Genomic DNA, 21031 nt, shown 5'->3' on the forward strand with positions numbered 1-21031 from the left:
TGTCGGTTCGCCCGGGACGGACTATAGTTTTACTGAAAAGGAAGGGCGTCTACAGGAGGTCGTCGTACTCGTAGGTGTCGATCTCGACGCCCTCGCCGGTGACTTCGGCGACCACGAGGCCGTTCCCGGAGCCGGTGTCGCGCTCTGCGGCCGCGCTGACCGCGTCGGCGGCGACCGTCTTGGCCTCCTCCATCGAGAGGTCGTCCTCGTACTGGCTCTCGAGGGTCCCGTAGGCGACCATGAGCCCGGAGCCGGTGACCGTGTAGTCGTCCTCCATCACGCCCCCGGCCGGGTCGATGCTGAACACGTGGCTGCCCTCGTCGTCGACGCCCCCGAGGATCGGGTTGATCGCGAAGAAGGGGCCGCCACGGGCGAAGTTACCCGCGAGCGTCGCCAGCGCGGACATGCTGATGTCCTCGCCCCGGCGGGTCTCGTAGAGGTTGACCTCGGCGCGCAGCGAGCGGATAAAGGACTGGGCACCGCCCACCGAACCCACCAGCGTCAGTGCCGCGGTGGGGTGGATCTGCTCGACCTTCTGTACGTTCTTGTTCGAGACGAACCGGCCGCCCAGCGACGCGCGGCGGTCGGTCGCCACGATGACGCCGTTCTCGGTCGCGATGCCGATGGTGGTCGTCCCCGTCTCGTTTACCTTCTCGTTGTCCTGTCCGGTCGTGTTGGGCAGCTGGCCGAGTTCAGGCTCGTAGGGGTTCTGCAGTCCTTCCTCCAGACTCGGCGGGCCGCCTGCTGGGTTCATGTCGTTCATTCCTCGTCACCTCCGGTGTCGATTTCCTCGACGTACTGTTCGATCTCCTCGGTCTCGTGGCGGCGGTACTGCTCGGTCTCGACGTCGATGGTCCCGAGGGCGACGCCTTCGGGGTCGATTCCCTCGTCGCTGACCGTATCGAGGCCCCGTAGCGCGAGGTCGATCCCGCCGTCGAGATCGAGGTCGTCGCGGTACTCCTCCTCGAAGAAGCTGATGAGGTCCTCGCGGTTCCCACCCACGGCGAGTGCCTGCCACTCGTAGGGCGTGCCCGACGGGTCGGTCTCGAACAGGCGCGGCTCGCCGTTCTCGATCCCGCCGACGATCAGCGCCACGCCGAACGGGCGCGCGCCGCCCGTCTGCGTGTACTGCTGGATCTGGTCGGTGATACCCTTCGTCAGCGACTCAACGCCGATGGGCTCGCCGTACCGGAGCTGGTTCACCTGTGCCTGCCGCCGCGCGAAGTCGATCAGCTGGCGCGCGTCGGCCACGTGACCGGCGCTGGCGATGCCGATGTGATCGTCGATCTTGTGCAACTTTTCGACGCTCTCACGCTCGAGGAGCGGAGAGCGCACCCGCGTGTCGGCTGCGAGGACGACGCCGTCCTCGGTGCGGACACCGACGCTTGCGGTGCCGCGCTTGACGGCCTCACGGGCGTACTCGACCTGATAGAGGCGTCCGTCCGGGGAGAAGATCGTGATGCCCCGGTCGTAGGCCTGCTGTTGTGCGTTTCCCTGCATAGTTTGCATCGAAAGCCGGGGGTGGCCTTCACCTTGGGTTAGTGCCTCCCGTATTTAAACCCATTTATGGTAGCAAGTGACACCGTCACCGTCCGTGACGACATCCGGAAGGTCGATTTGGGCGCGAGGTGAAGTCCCGGCGTGGTCGAAGGAACGTACACTATCGTGGTCAACCTTCCGGAACCGGAGACGCTTACGGTCGGTTCGCTCGGCCGACAGGACGTACCCGCCGGATACTACGCCTACACCGGCAGCGCGTTCGGTCCGGGCGGCTTCAAGCGGGTGGACCGCCACCACGAACTGGCCGTCGGCGAGCGCGAGACGCGCCACTGGCACATCGACTACCTGCTGGGCGACACCGCCGCGCGCATCGAGACGGTGGCCCGCTCGCCCGAAGCCGAGATCGAGTGTGCCGTCGCGGCCGAGATCGCCGAGACGGTCTCGGGCGTCGTCGAGGGCTTCGGCGCATCCGACTGTGACTGCCCGGCGCACCTGTACCACCACGCGGACCGGGAGGAACTCGTCGCGGCCGTCCGCGACGCGCACGATCGGCACGGGTGAGTCCGGGCGACAGTCGCGCTGAGTGCCGCGTCAGCGCCCCTGGAACTCGGGGTCGCGACCCTCGAAGAACGCGCCGACGCCCTCCGCGAAGTCCTCGGTCTCGAAGATGCGGTCCTGGGCGCGGGCCTCCGCCCGGAGCGCCTCCTCCATCGAGCGGTGGGTAGCGCGCTGGACCAGGCGCTTTGTCTCACCGACCGCCAGCGTCGGGCGCGAGGCCAGCGTGGCGATACGTTCGGCCACCGTGTCCTCGAACTCCTCGTCGTCGAAGGTTTCCGTGGCGATACCCATGTCGACGGCCTCCTCGGCGTCGACGCGGCGGGCGGTGATGAGCAGGTCGAGCGCCCGGCGGACGCCGACGAGTCGCGGCAGGACGTAGGTCGCGCCGGTGTCGGGCGCGAGACCGATGTCGGTAAAGCCCCAGCCGAAGACGGCGTCGTCGCGGGCGTAGACAAAGTCACAGGCGGTCGCCAGCGAGGCCCCCGCGCCGACCGCGACGCCGCGGACGACGGCGATGGTGGGCTTCTCCATCCGCAGGAGGCCCGCCGCGATGGCGTTCAGCCCGGTTTCGAGCTCCTCGACGACGCCCTTGCCGTCCATCCCGCCCGAGAGGTCGATCCCGGAACAGAAGGCGTCGCCCTCGCCCTGGACGACGACCGCGCGGACGCCGGCGTCGTGTTCCAGCGAGCGGAGTTCCGCGGCCATCTCCTCGCAGGCCTCGGCGCTGATGGCGTTCTTGCGGTCGGGGTTGCTGATCGTCACTGTCGCGTAGTCGTCTTCGCGTGTGACCTCGATGTCGGTCATGGCCAGGGTGAGGAGCGCCGGGGTAAGAATGGTTGTGGGTCGGTTGTGAGGGTCAGGTCGGGAACGTCCCGATCCCGAACAGGCCCGGCGGATCGCCCCCGCCAGTGCCCATCGTGTCGGGCCAGTCCAGTTCCGCGACCGACCCCACCGTCAGGTCCGTCGCCGCGCCGCTCCGATTCCCGAGGCCGTCGACCAGCCCGTTCTCGGGGACGGTCACGGTGTCGCCCGCAGCGACGCCCTCGACTGTGGCGACCCAGCCCTCGGTGTCGGGGTCCCACTGGGCCTCGTACGATTGGCCGCCGGCCTCGACGGTCAGCGACCCGCCCTCGGGGTTGATCGGGCGCACGCGGAGATTTTTCTCGGGCTCGGGCGGCGGGTTCTGCGCGACGAACGTCAGCCGCGTCGCCTCGTCGCCGGGCCCTGCGTTCTCGGCGCGGACGCCCCGCACGCGCAGTCCGGTCGAGGGGACGACCTCGAACGGTCGGCTGGTGAGGTCGTACTTCGCGGCGTTCACGCGGAGCCGGTAGGTTCCAGTGGGGAGATCCGGCGGCACGTCGTAGCGGACGGTGTAGTCGCCGAACCACTCGGTCCAGACGAAGCCGAGGCCCAGGTCGGTCGTGACCGTCTCCCAGCCGCCGCCCGATTGGCGCTCCAGCAGGACGAACGGTTCGTCGACCGGGCGGTCTTTCCCGGCCCAGCCACCCTCCCAGTCCAGCGTGACCACGTCCATCCGCTCCACGGTTCGGGCGGGCTGGGCCTGGATTTCACCGCCGTCGTCGCCGCCGCCCACGGGTGCGTCCGGAGTCGAGGGGCGTGATCCCGATGGCTCGGCAGGCTCGCCCAGTCCGTCGCCGAACGCGGCGGCGAGGTCGCGCTGGCGGTTCCGGATCAACAGCGAGGAGTACTGCCCGAACGCGGTGTTGCCGCCCTCGTAGTCCTGCTTGTTGTACTCCTCGGGCGTGGTGAAGTAGCCGTTGTAGCCGTTCGTGACGCCGACGACGGCCACGTCCGCGACGGCGTCGGGCGCGGCCGCGCTCGCAGCCTGGCCCATTCGTCGGCCCATCTCGACGGTCGGCTCGCCGGGGACCGTCACGAGCAACTGGTCCCCCACCCGCATGGCCTGGACTTCCACGTCCGTCGAGTAGGGGGCCGGCGCGAGCGGGATCTTCCGGCCCTGCACGTCGTCGGCGAGCCACTCCGGCCGGCGTTTCCCCTCCAGTTCCAGGCCCGAGAACGGCGTCGGGCCGTTCTCACCGCCGTCAAGCGTCGGGACGCCGACGATGGCGTGGCTGGAGACGGGCTTGCCGGGTTCGACGTCCTGCCCCCGATACTCGTCGTGGGTCGCGCGACCGCCGACCGGCAGGTCCCGGGCGAGCGCGTCGCCCGCCGACTGCCAGGCGTCCCACATCGCCCGCTCGACGCGGATGGCCGTCCGCTCGGCGACCGCGTACTGCGCGTAGTCGTCGTAGCGCGGGATCTGGTCGCCGACGCGCCCGGTCGTGTAGCTCGCCATCGGCGCGTCGCCGTCGAACCGGCGGTCGAACCACCGCGTCGCCACGCCCGGGAAGTCCGCCGAGAAGGTCGTGTTGGCCGGCGTGAACGCCGTCGGATGGGTGCCGAACAGCGTCCACGCACAGATCGGCGTCCCGTCGGTCCCCTCGACCCTGAGCAGCCTGACCGTGGTGTCCCGCGCCCGATCCGGATCGACGGGGTGGTCCTCGGGCGACCCCTCGCCGATGGGAATGTCGAGGCCGAAGTTGGCGAGGTGAGCCTCGATCGAGCGGTTCCAGTTGCCTTCCTCCACTGTGCCCGTGGCCCAGCCCGCCCGCGCTGGCTGGCGGTTCGCGTCGGCCTCGGCGATGGCGTCGCCGATCTGCCCGGCGATCCACCCGCCCGGCGAGTTCGGCCCGGCGTGGGTGTGGGTCGCCGCGAACAGGACCGACCCGCGGTCGAACCCCAGCGGGCGGACGTGTTCGATCACCTCGTCCCGGACCGCCGGCTTCCCGAGGTCCGCCGACACCAGCGCGAGCTTCCGCTGGCCGTCGGACAGCACCAGCGCGTGGGCGAACAACCGGATCGCCACGCCCTCCGCGCGGATGTCCGGCCGTACGTAACCGAAAAAAGAGCCGCCGTTCTCCGGCGTGATGTCGCGCTTCGCGACCCCCGCAGTCAGCGGTCCACCCGCGTCCCCACCGGTCTCGCCGGCGGCCGTGCCGCTGGCCAGTCCAGCCGTGAGCCCGGACAACGCCGCCGCCTGGACGAATCGCCGTCGGTTCAACGTCCCAGTGCGCTCCGCTCCCCGTCGACCCGGGGCCCCCGACCCCGAGCCACCCGAATCACGCATCGTGTCACCGTGTACCGTACTCTACGTTATATAAATTCGTACGGATACGAAGGTCCGTTTATAAGAGAGTGGATACCGGCGGTCAGAGTTCCACTTCGCTCATCGAGTCGACCTCGAACTGGAGGATCTCGGGGTCACCGGCGAGCCAGTCGCTCAGCGCCGTGAGGAACTCGGTGAAGTGCTCGGTCTGGGAGTGGGCTGCGAAGGCCGCCTCGTCCTCGTAGCGCTCGACGAAGCGGACGACGGTCTCGTCCTCCACGTCGGTGGTCGCCCGGTAGTCGAGCATGCCGTCCTCGGCGCGGGACTGCTCGGCCAACTCCCGGATGTGTGTCAGTGCTTCCTCGCGCTTGTCGGGATCGATGGGGAAACTCGCGTGTACGACGATCATCGCACTCTGCAGAGGAGGGCCGCACACGAAAAGCTATCTCTCCGGTCGAACGGGTCGGCGGCCGAACCACCCCCTCAATCGCGGGACGCAATTATGTGTCAGCAGCCCGTGTGACGGACATGGATCAGGATCGACGGCGAGTCCTCGGAACGACGGCGCTGGCCATCGCAGGCGCCCTCGCAGGGTGTGCAGAAACGGACCAGCAGGGGACCGAGGACGGATCGCCGACCGGCGGCGAGACACCGAACGGGACGACCGCTCCCGGGACGACGGACCGAACGGCGGCGACCGAACCGGAGACCGACACACCGACCGAGACGGACGCCCCGACCGAGGCCGAGACGGAGACGCCGGATGACACACCGACGGAGACCGACACACCGGCCGAAACGAAGACGGCGACGGCGACACCGGACGAACCGCTGACGCCGACGGAGACGGTGGCGCTGACGATAGACAACGAGGGGTTCACCGCCTGGAAGGTCACCGAAGACGAGAGTGGGCAGGTGGCAGAGATCGAGGCCGAGAACCCCACGATAACCTTCGAGACGGGGGTCAGGTACACGGTTCAGAACAACGGCTGGTCGTTTCACCCGTTCGCGCTCCGGGCGAGCGACGACAGCCCGCTGCTCTCGCAGGACGCCGAGGGACGGTACGAGGACGACCGGGACGTGAACTGGGTCGACGACGGGAACGAGTTCGCGTTCACCCTGACGGAGGCGCTGGCCGCCGACACGGACTACTACATCTGTACGGTCCACTCCTCGATGCGCGGTGACACAAGCGTGCAGTGACGCCGCGTCGGTGGCTGATACCGACCACGACTCCGTACACCCCGAATCGGTCGTGACCAACCACCCGTGACCAGCCGGGCGCTCGCCGTTCACGGGAGCGCTCTCGTTCGTCGTCCCCCAGGGTGGCCCCGTGCGGCTACTGGGCACGTTTCGGGTTTCATGTCCGACAGGCGACTTTTTTACCGTTGTAGCTGTTATATTTCACCACCCGATGGGCGGTGGACAGCGACTTCGAGAACAGGTTCGCTCCCGGTATGCAGTCAAGTTCTTAGCCGTTTCGCTGCTCATCACTGCGGTAATCGTCGCTGGCGGGACAGTGATCGCGTATCAGGTGTCCGACCGGGTAACTGAAGAACAGTTGCAGTCGGTCGAGGCCAGCGCGGAACTCGAAGCCGAGAGCCTCGCCAGATGGTTCGAGGGCGAACAGGACTCGATTCGTCTGCTCTCTGCACACGACGGCGTCGTGCCGTCCAACCGGACGGTTACGAACGGAACGCTCACACGTCAGTTGGCGCAGGCACCGGACGAACTCGTCAGTCTTCACGTCGTCGAGCGTGCCACGGAACAGCCGTCGAACGGGACGACTGAACGGATCGTCTCGAGCACCGAACCCGTCGAAGGGGAGGCACTCGCCGCGACCGGCATCGACTGGGGCCAAGATGCCGACGGTGAGGAAGTGCTGTTCCAGTTCAACGACACCGAGGAGGTGCTCGTTTCGTGGGTCTATCTCGATGAAGGCGACATGTCGGTCGCGATCGCGTCACCGACCCGTGACGGGAATCACGTGTTGATCGGCGAGTACCATCCGAGTACCCGGGTCGCGGGGACAGCGGATGCATTCGAGGGCGCGAACACTGTCGTCCTCGGCGGCGTGAGTGGCTACGTGATGTTCGAGAAGGACAGCCCGAACGAATTCCGCCCGTACAAAGGCGACTCCACCGTCACCGAGGTCGAGTCTCGGATCGACAGCCGTGCGGATCAGTTTGCACCGATAAACGGCTCCAATCTGGGCGAGACGGAGGTGAGAGGCTATCACAGCGTGCCGAGTGACGGTGTCAACTGGGTAGTCGTCAAGGAAGTGCCACGCTCGAGCGCACTGGCGGTGACCAGTCAGGTCCAGAGCAATCTTGTCAGGCTGATCGCGCTCGTGTTCGTCGGATTGCTACTCCTCGGTGGGATGATTCACTACGGCCCCATCAGGTCGATCAGACGGTTGTCGAAGCGAGCGGACGCGATCGCCAGCGGTGACTTGACGGTCGAAATTTCGGACGACGGGCGGGTCGACGAGGTTGGCCAGCTCCAGCGGAGTCTGCACAAGACGAAATCGTACATCGAGACGATTACACAACAGGCCGAAAAAATAGCGCGGCGAGAGTTCGACGACGAATCCCTCGACGAGGACATTCCTGGCCCGGTAGGTGAGGCGATGGTAGCGATGCGTGACGACCTCGAGCAGTTCATTACCGAACGGGAACGTCGCGAACAGCGGCTCGAGGTGTTCAATCGAGTGCTCCGACACAACCTTCGGAACCGACTCGACGTGATCAACAGTCACACCGAACAGTTGGCCGAACAGACCGACGGCGATCATGCCGAAGCGATACTGTCGGAAACGGATCGGCTGGCGGAGATCAGTACCCGCGCCCGCCGTATCGACCGTCTGATGACGCGTGACCGCGACCCGTCCGCGGTCGATCTCACGACGCTGCTGCACGACCTCCTCGATGACGTCGAGTCCGACGGAATCGTCGTCGAAACCGACGTTCCGTCCGCGGTCACGCTCCGGACGGATAGTGAGACGCTCCGGACGGCGCTCGTGAGTCCGCTGGAGAACGCGATCAAATACGCCGACTCGCTGGTGACGGTCTCTGTCGAGTCGACACCGGATGGGTACAGCATCGTCGTCAGCGACGACGGCCCGGGAATTCCAGCCAACGAAGTCGACTCACTGGCAGCCGGTACCGAAACTGACCTCCGTCACAGCCGGGGGCTCGGCCTCTGGCAACTCAAATGGGGAGTCAACGCGCTCGACGGTGAACTCTCGTTCGAGAACGAAACGGGAACGACGGTCCGGATTCGTCTGCCGAATCTCGCCGGGAGCGATCAGGAAGACGAGCACCCATAGCGAATCGAGTCCGACACCGGGTCCTCTGTGAGCCCACGTGGTACTCGACACGCAACTGTCGAGAGGACGAGTACGGTCCCCGCTCTCCGGGTCGTTACGACGCCGAAATGAGGTGGCTGGGGAGATTCGGCCCGCGTGAAAGTGGGCCAATCCGGATTTGAACCGGAGGCCTCCCGGTTATCAGCCGAGCGCTCAACCTGACTGAGCTATTGGCCCAGGTGAGCGCATCAGAGTGTTCCGCCCTGCCTATGTTAAGCGTTTCTTTTCACCGAGAGGGTGACGGGCGTTCACACCCGCTCGTTCGAGTCGTCGTCCACGTCGTAGGACTCGCTGTCCACGTCGTAGGTGTCCTGGGAGTCCGGACCAGGCCCTCCCTGTCCAGGTTGGCCCGGACCGGGCTGGCCCTGCCCGTCGCCGCCGGGGAAGCCGCCGACGTAGACGTTGCCGCTGGCGAAGCCGCTGGTCTTGGCGTCGACGTAGGGCGTGACGACCCACTTCTTGGTCGCCAGGCGGACGGGATAGCGGGTGAACGGCACGACCAGCACTAGGCCGACGAGGTCGGTGACGACGCCGGGCGTCAGCAACATCGCGCCCGAGATCAACAGCAGGCCGCCGTCGATGAGTTCGTCGGTCGGGGGCTCGCCCTGCGCGAGCTTGCCCTGGATCTTCCGGAGGGTGTGGCGGCCCTCGGCCCGGACCAGGAGCATCCCGATGAGCGCGGTGAGGACGACCAGCACCACGGTGTAGAGGGGCCCGATCCAGCCCGCGATGGCCACCAGCAAGACGATGTCCAGTAGCGGGATGAGCAGGAGGAGCCCGATGATACGGAGCATGGGGAGCAGTAGCGGGCCAGCACTCAAAATAGAACCGCTTCCGGCCGGATTTCGGGCGTGCGCCGAGCGCGGGACGCAGGATACTTGTTCGGGGACGGCTACCGCCCGGTATGGACGACTCCGCGGCGCGCACCAACGTCGAGTGGCGCGAGTGGGGCCAGGACGCCTTCGACGAGGCCGCACGGGCGAAAAAGCCCGTCCTCCTCTCGCTGTCGGCTCCCTGGTGTGCCCACTGTCACCAGATGGACGCGACCACCTACACCGAGCCACGCATCGCGGCCAACATCAACGACGGCTTCGTGCCGGTTCGGGTCGACGTGGACCGAAACCCGCGGGTCCGCGAACGCTACAATATGGGCGGGTTCCCCTCGACGGTCTTCTGTACGCCGTCGGGCGATATCCTGACAGGGGCGGGCTACCTCGGCGTCGACGGCTTCCGGGAGATTCTGGACTCCGTGCGACGCACCTGGGACGGCAAGGGCGAGGAAGCCGGCCGCGTGCCCCGCGCGCTCCGGGACGGCACGCCCCCGAGCGGCGAGGTCCGCGCCCGCATCGAGGAGCACATGGTCGAGCAACTGCTCGGGGCCTTCGACGACGAGTTCGGTGGGTGGGGCTCGGACACGAAGTTCCCGCTCCCCCGCACGGTCGAATTCGCGCTGGTCCGGGCCCGCGATCAGGCCACGCGCACCCTCGAAGCGATCCAGACCCACCTGCTGGACACCTACGACGGCGGGTTCTACCGGTTCGCGACGGGGCGGGACTGGAGCGACCCTCATCGGGAGAAACTGCTCGACGAGAACGCCGCGCTCGTCCGGGCCTTCGCCCGCGCGTACCGCTACACCGGCGAGGACTCCTACCGGGAGACGGCCGAGACGACCGTGGAGTACCTCACCACCGACCTCTGGGCGGGGGAAGCCTTCGCCGCCAGCCAGGCCGGCGACGACGACTACTACCGGATGAGCCCGACCGACCGCGAGGACGCCGATCCGCCGGGCATCGACGAGACGGTGCTGGCCGACCGCAACGGGATGGCTGCGGGCGCGTTGCTCGCGCTCCACGCGTACACGGGCGACGAACCCGCTCGCCGCTACGCGGAGCGGGCACTCGATCACGTTCTGGACGAACTGGTCGACGAGGGCGAGGTGACCCACTACCGGACCGACGACGAGACTGGCGAGTCCGGCCTCCTCGCCGACCAGACCGGCCTCCTGCAGGGGCTGACGACGGCCTGGCAGGTCACCGGCGAGTACGGCGACGCGGCGACGGCGGTCGCGGACTACGCCCTGACGGAACTCGGTGACGGCGAGGGCGCGTTCCGCGACGGCACGCCCGAGGGGCCCGGACTGCTGGACGAACCGCTCTATCCGCTGGACACCAACGTCGAACTCGCGGACGCACTGATCGACCTGGCGGCGCTCACGGGCGAGGACCGCTACCGCGAGCGGGCCCGCGAGGCCATCGCGGCCTTCGCTGGCGCGGCCGAGCGCATGGGCGTCGAGGTCGCGAGTTACGCCACGGTCGCCTCCCGGCTCCAGTCGTTACGGGTCTTCCGGATCGGCGCCCCCGCCGGGAGCGACCTCCACCGGGCCGCGCTCCGCGTCGCGGACCACGAGGCCGTCGTCGTCCCCGCCGCCGAGGAGCTCGACGACGAGGCGGAAGTCGTCGACGACGGGACGGTGACCGGCACCGCGGAAACGCCGGACGGCCTCGCTGAACTCGCGACGGGTTCGTAAAAACCACTGCGGTAAACCTGCGATGCGTTTATATCCCCGGCAGTCGACCCGCTTACAATGGCAAGTCTGAGAGACCTCGGGTTGTCGGAGTACGAGGCACGCGCCTATCGCGCGTTGCTGAAGACGGGACCCACAACGGCCAAAGAGTTGTCCCGCGTCAGCGACGTGCCGATGGGCCGGATCTACGACGTGCTCAACAGCATCGAGACCTACAACCTCGTGCGGAGTCAGAGCGCGAGCCGACCCAAGAAGTACGTCGCCGTCGAGCCACAGACCGCGCTGGATCGGCTGCTCGAGGACAAGAAACGCGAACTCGAGGAGAAGGCCCAGCAGTACGAGGGGATCGTCGACGAACTCGTCGGCGAACTCGAGAGCGCCGAGCCGGTCGAGGAGACGTTCTGGACCGCCGCCGTCGGTCCCGACGAGACCGTCGATCTCCTCGTCGAGCGACTCGCGGCCGCCGACGAGCGCATCATCATGGTCGCCTCCTCCTCGTCCCAGCAGTTCGACATGGACACGGTCGGTGACCTGATCGTCGAGGAACTCGGGAACGCGCTGGACCGCGGCGTCGACGTCTCGCTGTTGATGCGCCCGGAACTGGTCAACGAACTGCCCGAGAGCGTCGGCGAGCGCTACCGGTCGCACCTGGCCCGCCACGAACAGTTCTCCGTCCGCACCGCACCCAACGTCTCAGGCACCTTCGAGCTCATCGACAACGCGGAGGTCTGTATCGAGGTGCCACACCCGCTCAACGCCGACGAGACGTTCGCCGTGATCGACCTGAAAGACCGGGAGTTCGCCGCCAACGTCCGGTCGGAGTTCGACCCGCGGTGGGACGAAGCCGAACCCCTCACCCTGTAGCTCAACGCCCGCGTCGCTGCACGGCGTAGATAACCGTCGCCGGAAGCCCCCAAAAGTAGCCGAACCCGGCCACGACGACCCAGTGCGTGTTGATACCCGGGAGCGACGGCCGCGACATCAGCAGTGCGATCACGAACACCATCAGCGGCACGTAGTACACACGACTGGGCCGCCAGGCGTGTTCGCTCGCGGTCACCCGCTCGTGGTAGACCTGTAGCGCCAAGATCACCGTGCTGAGCGGGATCAGCACCACCGCGAGCGCCGCGTACACCCACCAGGGCAGCAGGCGCCAGACCGGCACGAACGCCGTAATCTTCGGCCCCGCAGGAATCGACAGCGAGAGGTCCGACATGTCACCGGCCGCCGGCGTCCCACCGTCGGCTTCGGCCTCGACCTCGGCATCACAGTCGTGGTCGTCGGGCAGTCGACAGTCGACACAGTACGCGTCCCCACAGTTCCGGCAGTCGTATGTGTTCGACACCTCGGTCTCACACGACGGACAGACAGCCCCCATACACCACTCAATTCAGAAGGACAGACAAGAAGTTTGCCCACCCACCTTTTCTGCGTCGGGTTCGCGCCGCTGGCGCGAACCACTCTCCGCTCACGGGCCGCGAAGCGGCCCGTTCGCATGGTATGAGGGACCTCCGGTCCCTCACTACTCGAAGAACGTGGTCTCCGTGAGCCGTGGGCGAACGGAGGCTCGAAAGACGCTCTGCGTCTTTCGGTGGCGAAAAAGCGGGACCTCGCATCGCTCGGTCCCGGGAACCGACGGCCGGAGGCCGTCGGATGCTTGCCTCAGTCCTCCCCGTTCACTTCGTCTTTCAGGTCCCCGTACTCCGCCACCCGTTCGGCGTGGGCGTTGTGCTGGTGGATGGACTCGTCGTTCGACTGTTTCATCGTCACGATAGCGTCGTCGGGCAGATCGGGGAACTCCTCGACGACTCCTTCGGCCATCGCGCGCACGCAGTCCTCGACGAACTTGGCGTCCTTGTGGGACTCGTAGGTCATGTGGTCCTCGTCGGGCCGTTTGGCGAGGTTGTAGATGCGGGCGCTCATCGAGTCGCGAGCGACGCGGATGATCTCGTTGAGGTCGGCTTCGGGCGCGCCCTCGCTCTCGACGGTCAGCGTCGCGTGGCCCCGCTGTGAGTGGCCCGGCTGGGGCACCTCTTCGAGGAACTCGTCGATGACCTCGTCTTCCACGTCGAGTCCGCGCAGGGTCTCGCGGGCCCGGGAGGTACTCATCCCCTGCGAACAGGGACAGACCGTCATGCCGGTGACGCGGGCGCCGATCTCCTCGTGGGTACCGTCCTCGGTCGCCGTGGCGGAGGCGATGATGTCGGCCGTGGACTGGGTCGGACGCTCGGACTCCGGTGTCTGCTCGCGCGTGACGTACTCGGCCTCCATCTTGACCTCGGCCTTGGTGGTGTACTCGTGTTTGTCGATCAGCCGCTCGGCGGCGTCGCCACAGACGTCCTCGACGCGGTAGACCTCCTGGGCGACCGCAGCTTCCAGCGTCTCGTCGACGACCTCCATGTTCCGGGACATGTCAGCACCCTTCCGCCAGGACGGCAGGTCGACGAATACGTCGAATTCGGCCATCAGTACGATGGGGCGCTGGTCGGTCCGGCCGAGTTTCACGAGCTTCTCGACACCGGTGACACCGACACGGTTCAGTCCGACGGACACGTCTGGACTGGTCGCCTGAACGTCCGGCAGTTGCTGACTCATTGGGACTTCCTTAGGACCGAACCTTCGTTAGGGCTTTCGAAAACGACCATTGGTGCGAGGCAAACCTCGAACCGGGAACGCAGTGCCGACGAGCAGCGAGTGATTGCGCCGCCGTCCGGCGTTTCCCACCACTACTGGTGGATCGGCCAGCCCGACATCTGGGTGCCAGTCGGGAGCGCCTTCTCCACGCTGGAACTCATCCCACCGGTTTTCGTCCTCTACGAGGCGCTGGGCCAGTACCGCGTGATGGCCACCTCCGGCGAAGGGGTCCCCTGCACGCTCCCGTTCGTGTTCATCGTCGCCAGCGGCGTGTGGAACTTCGTCGGCGCGGGCGTGCTCGGCTTCTTCATCAACCGCCCGCTGATCAACTACTACGAACACGGCACCTACTTCACCGTTGGCCACGCCCACGCCGCGACGTTCGGTGCGTCCGACTTCCTCGCAATCGGGATGGCCGTCTACATGCTCCGGCTCACGACCCGGGGCGGGGCCTGGTCGGAACGCCGGCTCCGCTGGTCGTTCTATCTGTGGAACCTCGGCCTCGTGCTGATGGTGTTCGTCCCCGTGCTCCCCGTGGGCTGCCTCCAGCTGGAGGCGGTCTTCACGGCGGGGTAGGATGCCGGCCGGAGTCTGTCCTCCTACGAGGGCGACCTCGTCCAGGCGCTGTTCTGGGCGCGCCTGCCGGGTGACACGATGATCAGCCTCGGGACCGCCATCTTCGGCTACGACGTGGTGGCGAAACTCCGCAACTAGGCGGCCGCCGAGACGCCCGGCGAAGGGGCCCAGCCCATCGCCGACCGCGTGCTGGGCGACGACTGAGGGCGGCCCGTGCCGTCAGCTGTGGGCGTCCTGGGCCCGTGATCCGACGGCAGGGTCGGCGTCCTCGGTGTCCACGTCGCCCTCTGTCGCTTCGTCGGAGACGGCCTCCTGTTCGTCCGGTTCGCCTTCGGCCACCGGCAACCGGATCGTCACGATCGAGCCGCGCGGGTCGTTCTCCTCGAACTGGACGGTGCCACCGGACTCGGTGACGATCCAGTTGATGATCCAGAGTCCGAGCCCGCTGATGTGCCGGAGCTGGGTCTCCCGGCCGCGCAACAGGACGGCACGCTCTTCGTCGTGGATGCCCGGGCCGTTGTCGAGGACTTCGATGGCCACCTCGTCGTCCTCGACCCAGGCGGAGACGGCAACCTCGATGAGCGGTTCCGGGTTGTCGTTGTGTTCGATGGCGTTCTCGACCGCGTTGCCCACGGCGTCGGCGAAGAACTCGATGGCCGAGACGTGGGCTGTTTCGGGGAGGTCGGTCTCGATGCTCACGTCGGGTCGGTCGGCCTCGAAGTCGTCGACGACGGTCTCGATCACGTCGACCGCGTCGAGCCGGCGCGAGGCGACGTGTTCGCTGTCCAGCGCCTGTTCGAGCTGGCGGGCCTTCTCGCTCAGATCGATCAGGCCCGAAATGTGGCTCTCGATGGCGTCGACCCACTCGGCCTCGGGGTTGTTCTGCTTGCCCAGTTCCGCGTAGCCGAGCACGACGTTGGCCTCGTTGCGCAGGTCGTGCCGGAGCGCACGGTTGAGGACGTTCAGCCGCTGTTCGCGCTGGCGCTGTTCGGTCACGTCACGGAGACTGACGAGGTGGCCCGTCAGCAGGCCGCCCGCCCGCCGCAACGCCGTCACCTGCACGTCGTAGTACCGGAGCTTCCCGTCCCGTCGAAGCGCCAGTTCCGCGCCGACGGCGTCGGTCTCCGGGCCTACGTCCGTGGCTTCGGCGACGACCGACTCCAGATCCGGGCACACCTCCGCGACCGGCTGACCGACCAGCGAGTCGCCGGTGTCGTCGACGATCCGCTCGGCGCGCTGGTTGTAGTCGATGACCCGCCGGTCGTCGTCGAGGACGAACACAGCCTCGACGAGGTTGTCCATCAGTTCGTCCCGGGCGACCTCGCGGGCGACCGGGACCATCTCCAGCAGTCGGTGGCGATAGATGGCGACCACGAACGCCGCCGCAGTGACCGAGAACGCAGCCGGCGTCGGGTCGAAGGGAAAGGAGACGACGTTCCCGAGATAGAGGGCGTTCGCGATCCAGGGCGTGAACGTCCCCAGGAGGATAGCGACCGCCTGACTCCGATAGACGTTCTCCGAGACGACGAGCATCCGCACGAGGAGATACGAGCCCACGACCAGCAAGGCGTAGGAGTGGGCCGTGTGGACGAGAAACCACGACTTGGAGAGCACCGACGGCGTCGCGACAGCGCCGGCCTGAAACAGCTGTGACCGATCCCACATGAGGTGATGAAACGGGTTGGTCCAGATGAGAAGTTGCGTGATCGCGGGGACGATCAACAACGGCCCGGGTCCGTACCGCGTCAGCGGCGTCTCCTGGCCGGAGTACGACTCCGCGAAGTACAGAAACAGGACCGGGAGCGTCGCGATGGCCAGGTAGGTGGCGTTCGCGAACACGCGCTGGCCGACCACGTCCGTCCGGGCGAATTCGAGGCCGGCACAGAACGTCCAGAAGGCGGTCGCGGCCAGCAGGCCGACCAGCGGTCGCGTCCCGGTCGTCATCCGGTCTCGGTACACCCACGCGGCGAGCCCGGCAACGACTACGGCGACACCTGTATAGAGGAGTGCAAAGGGTGTGTATTGCCAGGCCATGTGTGGGGCCGCGCTACGCTACGGCTGTGACGGCGAATCCATCGAGTCGAGATCGGGTTCCGGCATCCTGAACAGCGCGCCGAACTCGTCTTCTTCGAGATCCCCGACGGCGTCGTCGAGGTTGGTTTCGAGTTCTTCGATCTCGTCGGTCAGTTTCTGATACTCCTCGTTGGTTTCGAGTGCGGATCGGCTCTTCGAGGTTTCGAGTGCCGCGCGCTTCGAGACCAGCGAGAAGTACTCCTGGAACGTGTCGTCGTACGTCGAGTACGTCAGGAGCTGTTCGACCGTATCGTAGAGGTCGTCCCGCGAGACGGGCTTGACGACGTACTCGTCGAATCCCATATCGAGGATATCGAAGTCGGGGTCGACTGCCGTCACCATCGCGACACGGCAGTCGTAGCCCTCTTCGCGGATGTGTTCGAGGACTTCGTCCCCCGACATCCCCGGCATTCTGCGGTCGAGCAACACGGCGTCGACATCGTCGTCGAGCTCCTCGAGCGCCTCCGATCCACTGTACGCCGTCCGAACGTCGTACTCATCCTGTAGGTGAGCCGCATACACGTCCGTAACGGCGGACTCGTCGTCGACGATGAGGACTGTTGTTTCGCCCAAACCTATCCACTCACTGTGGAAAGTGGTGAACGGTAACAAAAAAGTTTCCGCCTGGTGTTCAGAAGTGAAAATCAGACATCGAAAGTCGGGACGAGCCGCAAGCGAGGGGTGAGAAGTTCATCATACCCAGTTATCGAACTCCGTAACGGGCGGAATAGCGGAAACGAGGCGGGGTTCGGTCGAACCGTTCGAAACCGAACGTGGGGGCTCGCGTCGTTCGGTCGCGTCACTCCTCGGTGACGGGGCGGGATCCGTCGTGGAGTTCGCGGAACACGGTGGCGAACGCTTCGTCGTCGAACCGTGCGACGGTGTCTTCCAGGTCCGTCCGGACACGGTCGCGTTCGTCGCGGAGGTCGTGGAACTCGTCGCTGTTTTCCAGTTCCGTGTTGCTCTTGTTCGCCAGGAGCGTCGCGTACTTCGACGTCAGCGAGTAGTATCGCTGGAGTTTCTCCTCGTACTCGGCACAGACGAGCAGGCGCTCGATGGTGTCGAACAGGTCTTCCCGGGAGACCGGCTTGATGACGTAGTCGTCGAACGGCATCTCGATGATATCGAAGTCCGGATCGACCGCCGTCACCATCGCGACACGGCAGTCGTAGCCCTCCTCACGGATCTCTTCGAGGACGTCGTCGCCCGACACGTCCGGCATCCGCCGGTCGAGCAACACGATGTCGACGTCCGGTCCGAGCGCTGTCAGTGCCTCCTCACCGCTGTAGGCCGTCCTGACGTGGTACTCCTGTTTTAGCTGGGCGGCATACGCGTCGGCCACGTCCGGCTCGTCGTCCACCACCAGCACGGTGGGGAGGTCACCTGTACTCATCCAATCGCTAGTCAATACACGCTAACAGAAGGATAAGACTTCCGGGCGTTTCGGCCCGGAGAAGGACACATCTGGTTGATACTTCGTCTGCAGTGACCGGCGTCGGCACCCGCGCTCGCTACTCCCCCACGATGTCGTCGTATCGCGCGCCCGTCTGTTTCAGGGTCTCCGTCGAGTAGAGCCGTTCGTGTTCGACGGGGAGGTGTTCGGCGGCGAGTTCGTCGATTTTGGCGTCGACGGCCTCGGCCTCGCGGCCGTGGATCATCGTAAAGAGGTTGTACTGCCAGTCCTGCTCCGGGCGGCGCGGGCGGTGATAACAGAGCGTGACGTACGGGAGCGAACCGACGGCTTCACCCCAGACGTCGAGTTTCTCGTCGGGTACGTCCCAGACGACCATGCAGTTGTTGTCGAAGCCCGTCGTGACGTGGTTGACGACACAGCCGATCCGTTTGATACAGCCGTCCTCCCGCAGTCGCACCACGCTGTCGAGGACGTCCTCGACCGACGCGTCGACCGCGGCCGCGACGTCCCGGTAGGGCGTCTCCGAGAGCGGGAACCCGTCCTGAATTTCCAGCAGGAGTCGCCGGTCCAGCGCCGAGAGGTTCGCGGCGGCGTCCTCGCTGATCCGGGTCGCCGAGGCGTCGGTCTCGCTGATCGATTCCCGCGCGAACCGGTCGCCGTTGACGACGGGAAACTCCAAGTCGATGTAGTAGTCGGTCAGCATCGGGAGGACGAGGACGTCCAGGCCGGTCCGGGTCTCGATGTCGTCGATGATCGCGTCGCGTTTGTCCCGGGAGCCGGCGGTGACGACGAACCACATGTTCCACTCGTGCTCGCGGCGGTAGTTGTGGTTGACCTGCCGGTGGTCGTTGATCGCTTCGGCCACCTCGTCGAAGCGGTCGGCGGGAGCCGAGACGGCCGCCAGCGTCGACGAGCCGATCACCGGTGGGTTGAGTACCGCCCCGAATCGGCGGAAGACGCCGGCTTCACGGAGGTCCCGAACGCGGGCCAGCGCGTCGGTGGCCTCGATCCCCAGGTCGTCACCGACGACCTCGAAGGGGCGTTCCGCCACCGGAAAGCCGCTCTGGTAGCCGTCGACGAGCGCCGCGTCCACGTCGTCCAGCTCCGCACGCCAGTCGCCCGACTGGAGACTCATTGGCTCGTCTTAGGACCTGTGTCGTGTAACGGTGTCGCTTCTCGGGCGCGAAACGGCTAAGTCGCCGGCGCGTTTGGCCTCGCCAATGCCCACGTACTACGAGGACATCGCAGTCGGCGACATGGAGGCACACGGCAGCTACGAGGTCACCGAGGACGAGATCGTCGAGTTCGCCAAGCAGTACGATCCCCAGGAGTTCCACACGGACCCCGAGGCGGCCGAAGAGACGATGTTCGACGGCCTCGCGGCCAGCGGCTGGCACACCGCCGCCGTCTGCATGCGCCTGCTGGTCGAGACCATGGAGAAAGCCGGGTGGGCCTCGCAGGGGGCCCGCGGCGTGGACGAACTCCGCTGGATCAAGCCGGTCCGGCCGGGCGACGAGCTCTCCATCGAGTACGAGGTCGTCGAGAAACGCGAGGGCGACCGCCCCGACGTCGGCGAGGTCGACAGCCGCCTGACCGGCTACAATCAGGACGACGAGCCGGTCATCACGTGGATCGGACTCGGGATGATCGAGAAGCGAGCGGCCGGGGAGTAGGCGGTCGCGACCCGGATCGCACAGTTCGGGACGCGATTTTCGAACGGATCGGAAGCGACGGCTTCGTGAACTATTTCGCGCTGGCGTGCCGACTGTCGGGTATGGCACAAGCGAGCCAGCAGTTCGGCGAATGGCCGCTCAAACGGTTGATGACCGAGGTCGTCGGGTCCGGGCACAAGTCCGCCGAGGACATGGACCGCGACCAGGCCCGGGAAGCGTTCCAGCGGATCCTCGCCGGCGAGCCCGACCCCACGACGCTCGGGGCGTTCTGGCTGGCCAACCGCTGGAAGCGCAACAGCCCCGAGGAACTGGCGGCCTACACCGACGTGATGCGCGAGGAGTCCGTCGAGGTGGCCGCGCCCGACGCCGACCCCGTCGACTGCGGGGCCAACTACGACGGCAAACACTCGACGGCCATCCTGGGCGTCGCGTCCGGTGCCGTCGCCGCCGCAGCCGGGACGCCAGTCGTCGTCCACTCCGGGGATCGAGTCCCGACCCAGAAACTCGACGCGTACAAGCACGTACTCGACGACCTGGGCGTCCGCACGGAACTGGACCCCGAAGAGAGCGCCGAGATGGTCGACGAAGTCGGCTTCGGCTACTACTACCAGCCCGCGTTCAACCCCGGGGTCGACGACCTCTGGGAGCGCCGGGACATGATGGGTGTGCGTTCGTTCGTCAACACCATCGAGACGCTGGCCAACCCCGCCGACGCCGACGTGCATCTGGGCAGTTTCTACCACCTCGCCTTCGCCGAGAAGATCGTCGACACGTTCCGGGAAGTCCAGGCCCAGGACGTCTCCCGCGTCCTGATGTTCCAGGGTCAGGAGGGCTACGACGACATCCGGCCCGGGTCGACGGTCGTCGCCGAATGGTCCGAGGGCGAAGAGCTAGAGGACTTCGAGATCGAGACCGCGAACTACGGCATGGACTTCAGCGGCGATGACCTGGAAGTCGAGGACATCGCCGCTGACTCGGCGACGATCACCGAGGAAGTCCTGGCGGGCGACCGCGACGACCAGTTCGCCGACGCCGTGGCGGTCAACGCCGCTCTACGGATGTACGCTCGCGAGGACGTGGACAGTCTCGACGACGGGCTCGAAGTCGCTCGCGAGACCATCGAGAGCGGTGACGCCGCCGACGTGCTCGAGGACCTCCGGGCGTTCTGACCCGCGTCGTCAGCGGCCGATCACGAACCGGGCCAGGGCGTAGTCGACCGGGACGACGACGCCGAACGCGAGCAGGACGGCACCGTCGCCGCCGAGCGTCGGTTCGGCGAGGAGGATCACGCCGAGAAACTGCGCCGCGACGGCGATACCAGCGAGGAGGCCCCAGCCCGTCGCACGGACCACGTCGTAGGTGGTCGGCCAGTAGCTACGGTAAATAAAGGGCGGCATGAAGACGATGGCGAGGGTCGGGAAGATCGCCGGGTACGTGATCGTCCCGAGTCGTTCGGTCAGGCCGTAGACGACCGGGAGTGCGATGGCGGCACAGACGATGATGATGGCCTTCTCCGGGTTCAGCCACCCCGTCGGCCCGGACGCGTCGGCCTCTCGATTGCTCATGTCGGGAGCGTTGCGGGCAG

At 66.6% G+C, this 21031-nt stretch carries 20 protein-coding genes, 1 tRNA gene and 1 pseudogene; 8 read left to right on the forward strand and 14 right to left on the reverse strand.

Annotation, left to right across the window (positions count from 1 at the left end; all coding sequences use genetic code 11):
* Positions 1-49: 49 nt before the first annotated feature.
* Positions 50-763, reverse strand: a complete 714-nt coding sequence (gene psmB, locus EAF64_RS04780) for an archaeal proteasome endopeptidase complex subunit beta (RefSeq protein WP_129067808.1) — start codon at positions 761-763, stop codon at positions 50-52.
* On the reverse strand, positions 760-1500 hold the full coding sequence (gene psmA / locus EAF64_RS04785) for an archaeal proteasome endopeptidase complex subunit alpha (RefSeq protein WP_129067809.1): 741 nt from the start codon (positions 1498-1500) through the stop codon (positions 760-762). The genes psmB and psmA overlap by 4 nt, the downstream gene beginning before the upstream one ends.
* 141 nt (positions 1501-1641) lie before the next feature.
* Between psmA and EAF64_RS04790 the strand changes: the two genes are divergently transcribed.
* A complete protein-coding gene (locus EAF64_RS04790; RefSeq protein WP_129067810.1) occupies positions 1642-2061 on the forward strand; it encodes a GIY-YIG nuclease family protein in 420 nt (139 codons plus the stop codon).
* Positions 2062-2091: 30 nt separating this feature from the next.
* Here the strand turns inward: EAF64_RS04790 and EAF64_RS04795 are convergent, their stop codons facing one another.
* From EAF64_RS04795 to EAF64_RS04805, 3 genes are all read right to left on the reverse strand, one after another.
* Positions 2092-2862 carry an enoyl-CoA hydratase/isomerase family protein gene (locus tag EAF64_RS04795; protein ID WP_129067811.1) on the reverse strand — a complete coding sequence of 257 codons (771 nt, stop codon included), beginning with the start codon at positions 2860-2862 and terminating at the stop codon, positions 2092-2094.
* A 52-nt stretch (positions 2863-2914) separates the two neighbouring features.
* Entirely contained in the window at positions 2915-5206 is a 2292-nt protein-coding gene (locus EAF64_RS04800; protein ID WP_129067812.1) for a neutral/alkaline non-lysosomal ceramidase N-terminal domain-containing protein, read from the reverse strand.
* 82 nt (positions 5207-5288) lie between these two features.
* Positions 5289-5594 (reverse strand): putative quinol monooxygenase, encoded by a 306-nt coding sequence (locus tag EAF64_RS04805; RefSeq protein WP_129067813.1) that lies wholly within the window; start codon positions 5592-5594, stop codon positions 5289-5291.
* A gap of 119 nt (positions 5595-5713) precedes the next feature.
* Here EAF64_RS04805 and EAF64_RS04810 point away from each other — a divergent pair, with 119 nt between their 5' ends.
* Together EAF64_RS04810 and EAF64_RS04815 are read left to right on the forward strand one after the other, a co-directional pair.
* Positions 5714-6388, forward strand: coding sequence for a hypothetical protein (locus EAF64_RS04810; RefSeq protein ID WP_129067814.1), 675 nt, complete (start codon positions 5714-5716; stop codon positions 6386-6388).
* 211 nt (positions 6389-6599) lie between these two features.
* Positions 6600-8513: a HAMP domain-containing sensor histidine kinase gene (locus EAF64_RS04815; protein ID WP_129067815.1), complete on the forward strand. Its 1914-nt coding sequence runs from the start codon at positions 6600-6602 to the stop codon at positions 8511-8513.
* A gap of 142 nt (positions 8514-8655) precedes the next feature.
* Here the strand turns inward: EAF64_RS04815 and EAF64_RS04820 are convergent.
* Both EAF64_RS04820 and EAF64_RS04825 read right to left on the reverse strand, forming a co-directional pair.
* Positions 8656-8729, reverse strand: a tRNA-Ile gene (locus tag EAF64_RS04820).
* 71 nt (positions 8730-8800) lie between these two features.
* A complete protein-coding gene (locus EAF64_RS04825; RefSeq protein WP_129067816.1) occupies positions 8801-9346 on the reverse strand; it encodes an FxsA family protein in 546 nt (181 codons plus the stop codon).
* A 110-nt stretch (positions 9347-9456) separates the two neighbouring features.
* Here EAF64_RS04825 and EAF64_RS04830 point away from each other — a divergent pair, with 110 nt between their 5' ends.
* The gene (locus tag EAF64_RS04830; protein WP_129067817.1) at positions 9457-11079 is read left to right on the forward strand and encodes a DUF255 domain-containing protein; all 1623 of its coding nucleotides are present in this window, start codon (positions 9457-9459) and stop codon (positions 11077-11079) included.
* Positions 11080-11136: 57 nt separating this feature from the next.
* Positions 11137-11940 carry a TrmB family transcriptional regulator gene (locus EAF64_RS04835; protein ID WP_129067818.1) on the forward strand — a complete coding sequence of 268 codons (804 nt, stop codon included), beginning with the start codon at positions 11137-11139 and terminating at the stop codon, positions 11938-11940.
* 1 nt (position 11941) lies between these two features.
* Here the strand turns inward: EAF64_RS04835 and EAF64_RS04840 are convergent, their stop codons facing one another.
* Entirely contained in the window at positions 11942-12454 is a 513-nt protein-coding gene (locus EAF64_RS04840) for an AN1-type zinc finger domain-containing protein (protein WP_129067819.1), read from the reverse strand.
* Between the two features lie 284 nt (positions 12455-12738).
* Positions 12739-13671: a GTP cyclohydrolase MptA gene (gene mptA / locus EAF64_RS04845; protein ID WP_129067820.1), complete on the reverse strand. Its 933-nt coding sequence runs from the start codon at positions 13669-13671 to the stop codon at positions 12739-12741.
* A 117-nt stretch (positions 13672-13788) separates the two neighbouring features.
* Here mptA and EAF64_RS04850 point away from each other — a divergent pair.
* Positions 13789-14412: pseudogene (locus EAF64_RS04850) on the forward strand (cbb3-type cytochrome c oxidase subunit I); the annotation flags it as partial.
* Positions 14413-14505: 93 nt separating this feature from the next.
* Here the strand turns inward: EAF64_RS04850 and EAF64_RS04855 are convergent.
* The 4 genes from EAF64_RS04855 to ahbB form a co-directional block, all read right to left on the reverse strand.
* Positions 14506-16320, reverse strand: coding sequence for a histidine kinase N-terminal 7TM domain-containing protein (locus EAF64_RS04855; protein ID WP_129067821.1), 1815 nt, complete (start codon positions 16318-16320; stop codon positions 14506-14508).
* Between the two features lie 18 nt (positions 16321-16338).
* Entirely contained in the window at positions 16339-16938 is a 600-nt protein-coding gene (locus EAF64_RS04860) for a HalX domain-containing protein (RefSeq protein ID WP_227738887.1), read from the reverse strand.
* 220 nt (positions 16939-17158) lie between these two features.
* A complete protein-coding gene (locus EAF64_RS04865; RefSeq protein WP_129067823.1) occupies positions 17159-17752 on the reverse strand; it encodes a response regulator in 594 nt (197 codons plus the stop codon).
* 118 nt (positions 17753-17870) lie between these two features.
* Complete coding sequence (ahbB, locus tag EAF64_RS04870) at positions 17871-18908, reverse strand: siroheme decarboxylase subunit beta (RefSeq protein WP_129067824.1); 1038 nt, start codon at positions 18906-18908, stop codon at positions 17871-17873.
* Between the two features lie 85 nt (positions 18909-18993).
* On the opposite strand from ahbB, the gene EAF64_RS04875 reads away from it, so the two are divergent.
* Together EAF64_RS04875 and EAF64_RS04880 are read left to right on the forward strand one after the other, a co-directional pair.
* On the forward strand, positions 18994-19446 hold the full coding sequence (locus EAF64_RS04875) for a MaoC family dehydratase (RefSeq protein WP_129067825.1): 453 nt from the start codon (positions 18994-18996) through the stop codon (positions 19444-19446).
* Positions 19447-19547: 101 nt separating this feature from the next.
* Positions 19548-20615 (forward strand): anthranilate phosphoribosyltransferase, encoded by a 1068-nt coding sequence (locus EAF64_RS04880; protein WP_129067826.1) that lies wholly within the window; start codon positions 19548-19550, stop codon positions 20613-20615.
* A 9-nt stretch (positions 20616-20624) separates the two neighbouring features.
* On the opposite strand, the gene EAF64_RS04885 is transcribed toward EAF64_RS04880, so the two are convergent.
* Positions 20625-21011 carry a hypothetical protein gene (locus EAF64_RS04885; protein ID WP_129067827.1) on the reverse strand — a complete coding sequence of 129 codons (387 nt, stop codon included), beginning with the start codon at positions 21009-21011 and terminating at the stop codon, positions 20625-20627.
* Positions 21012-21031: the final 20 nt, after the last annotated feature.

This window comes from Halorientalis pallida (assembly GCF_004118325.1).
In the GTDB taxonomy this organism is placed as follows: Archaea; Halobacteriota; Halobacteria; order Halobacteriales; family Haloarculaceae; genus Halorientalis; species Halorientalis pallida.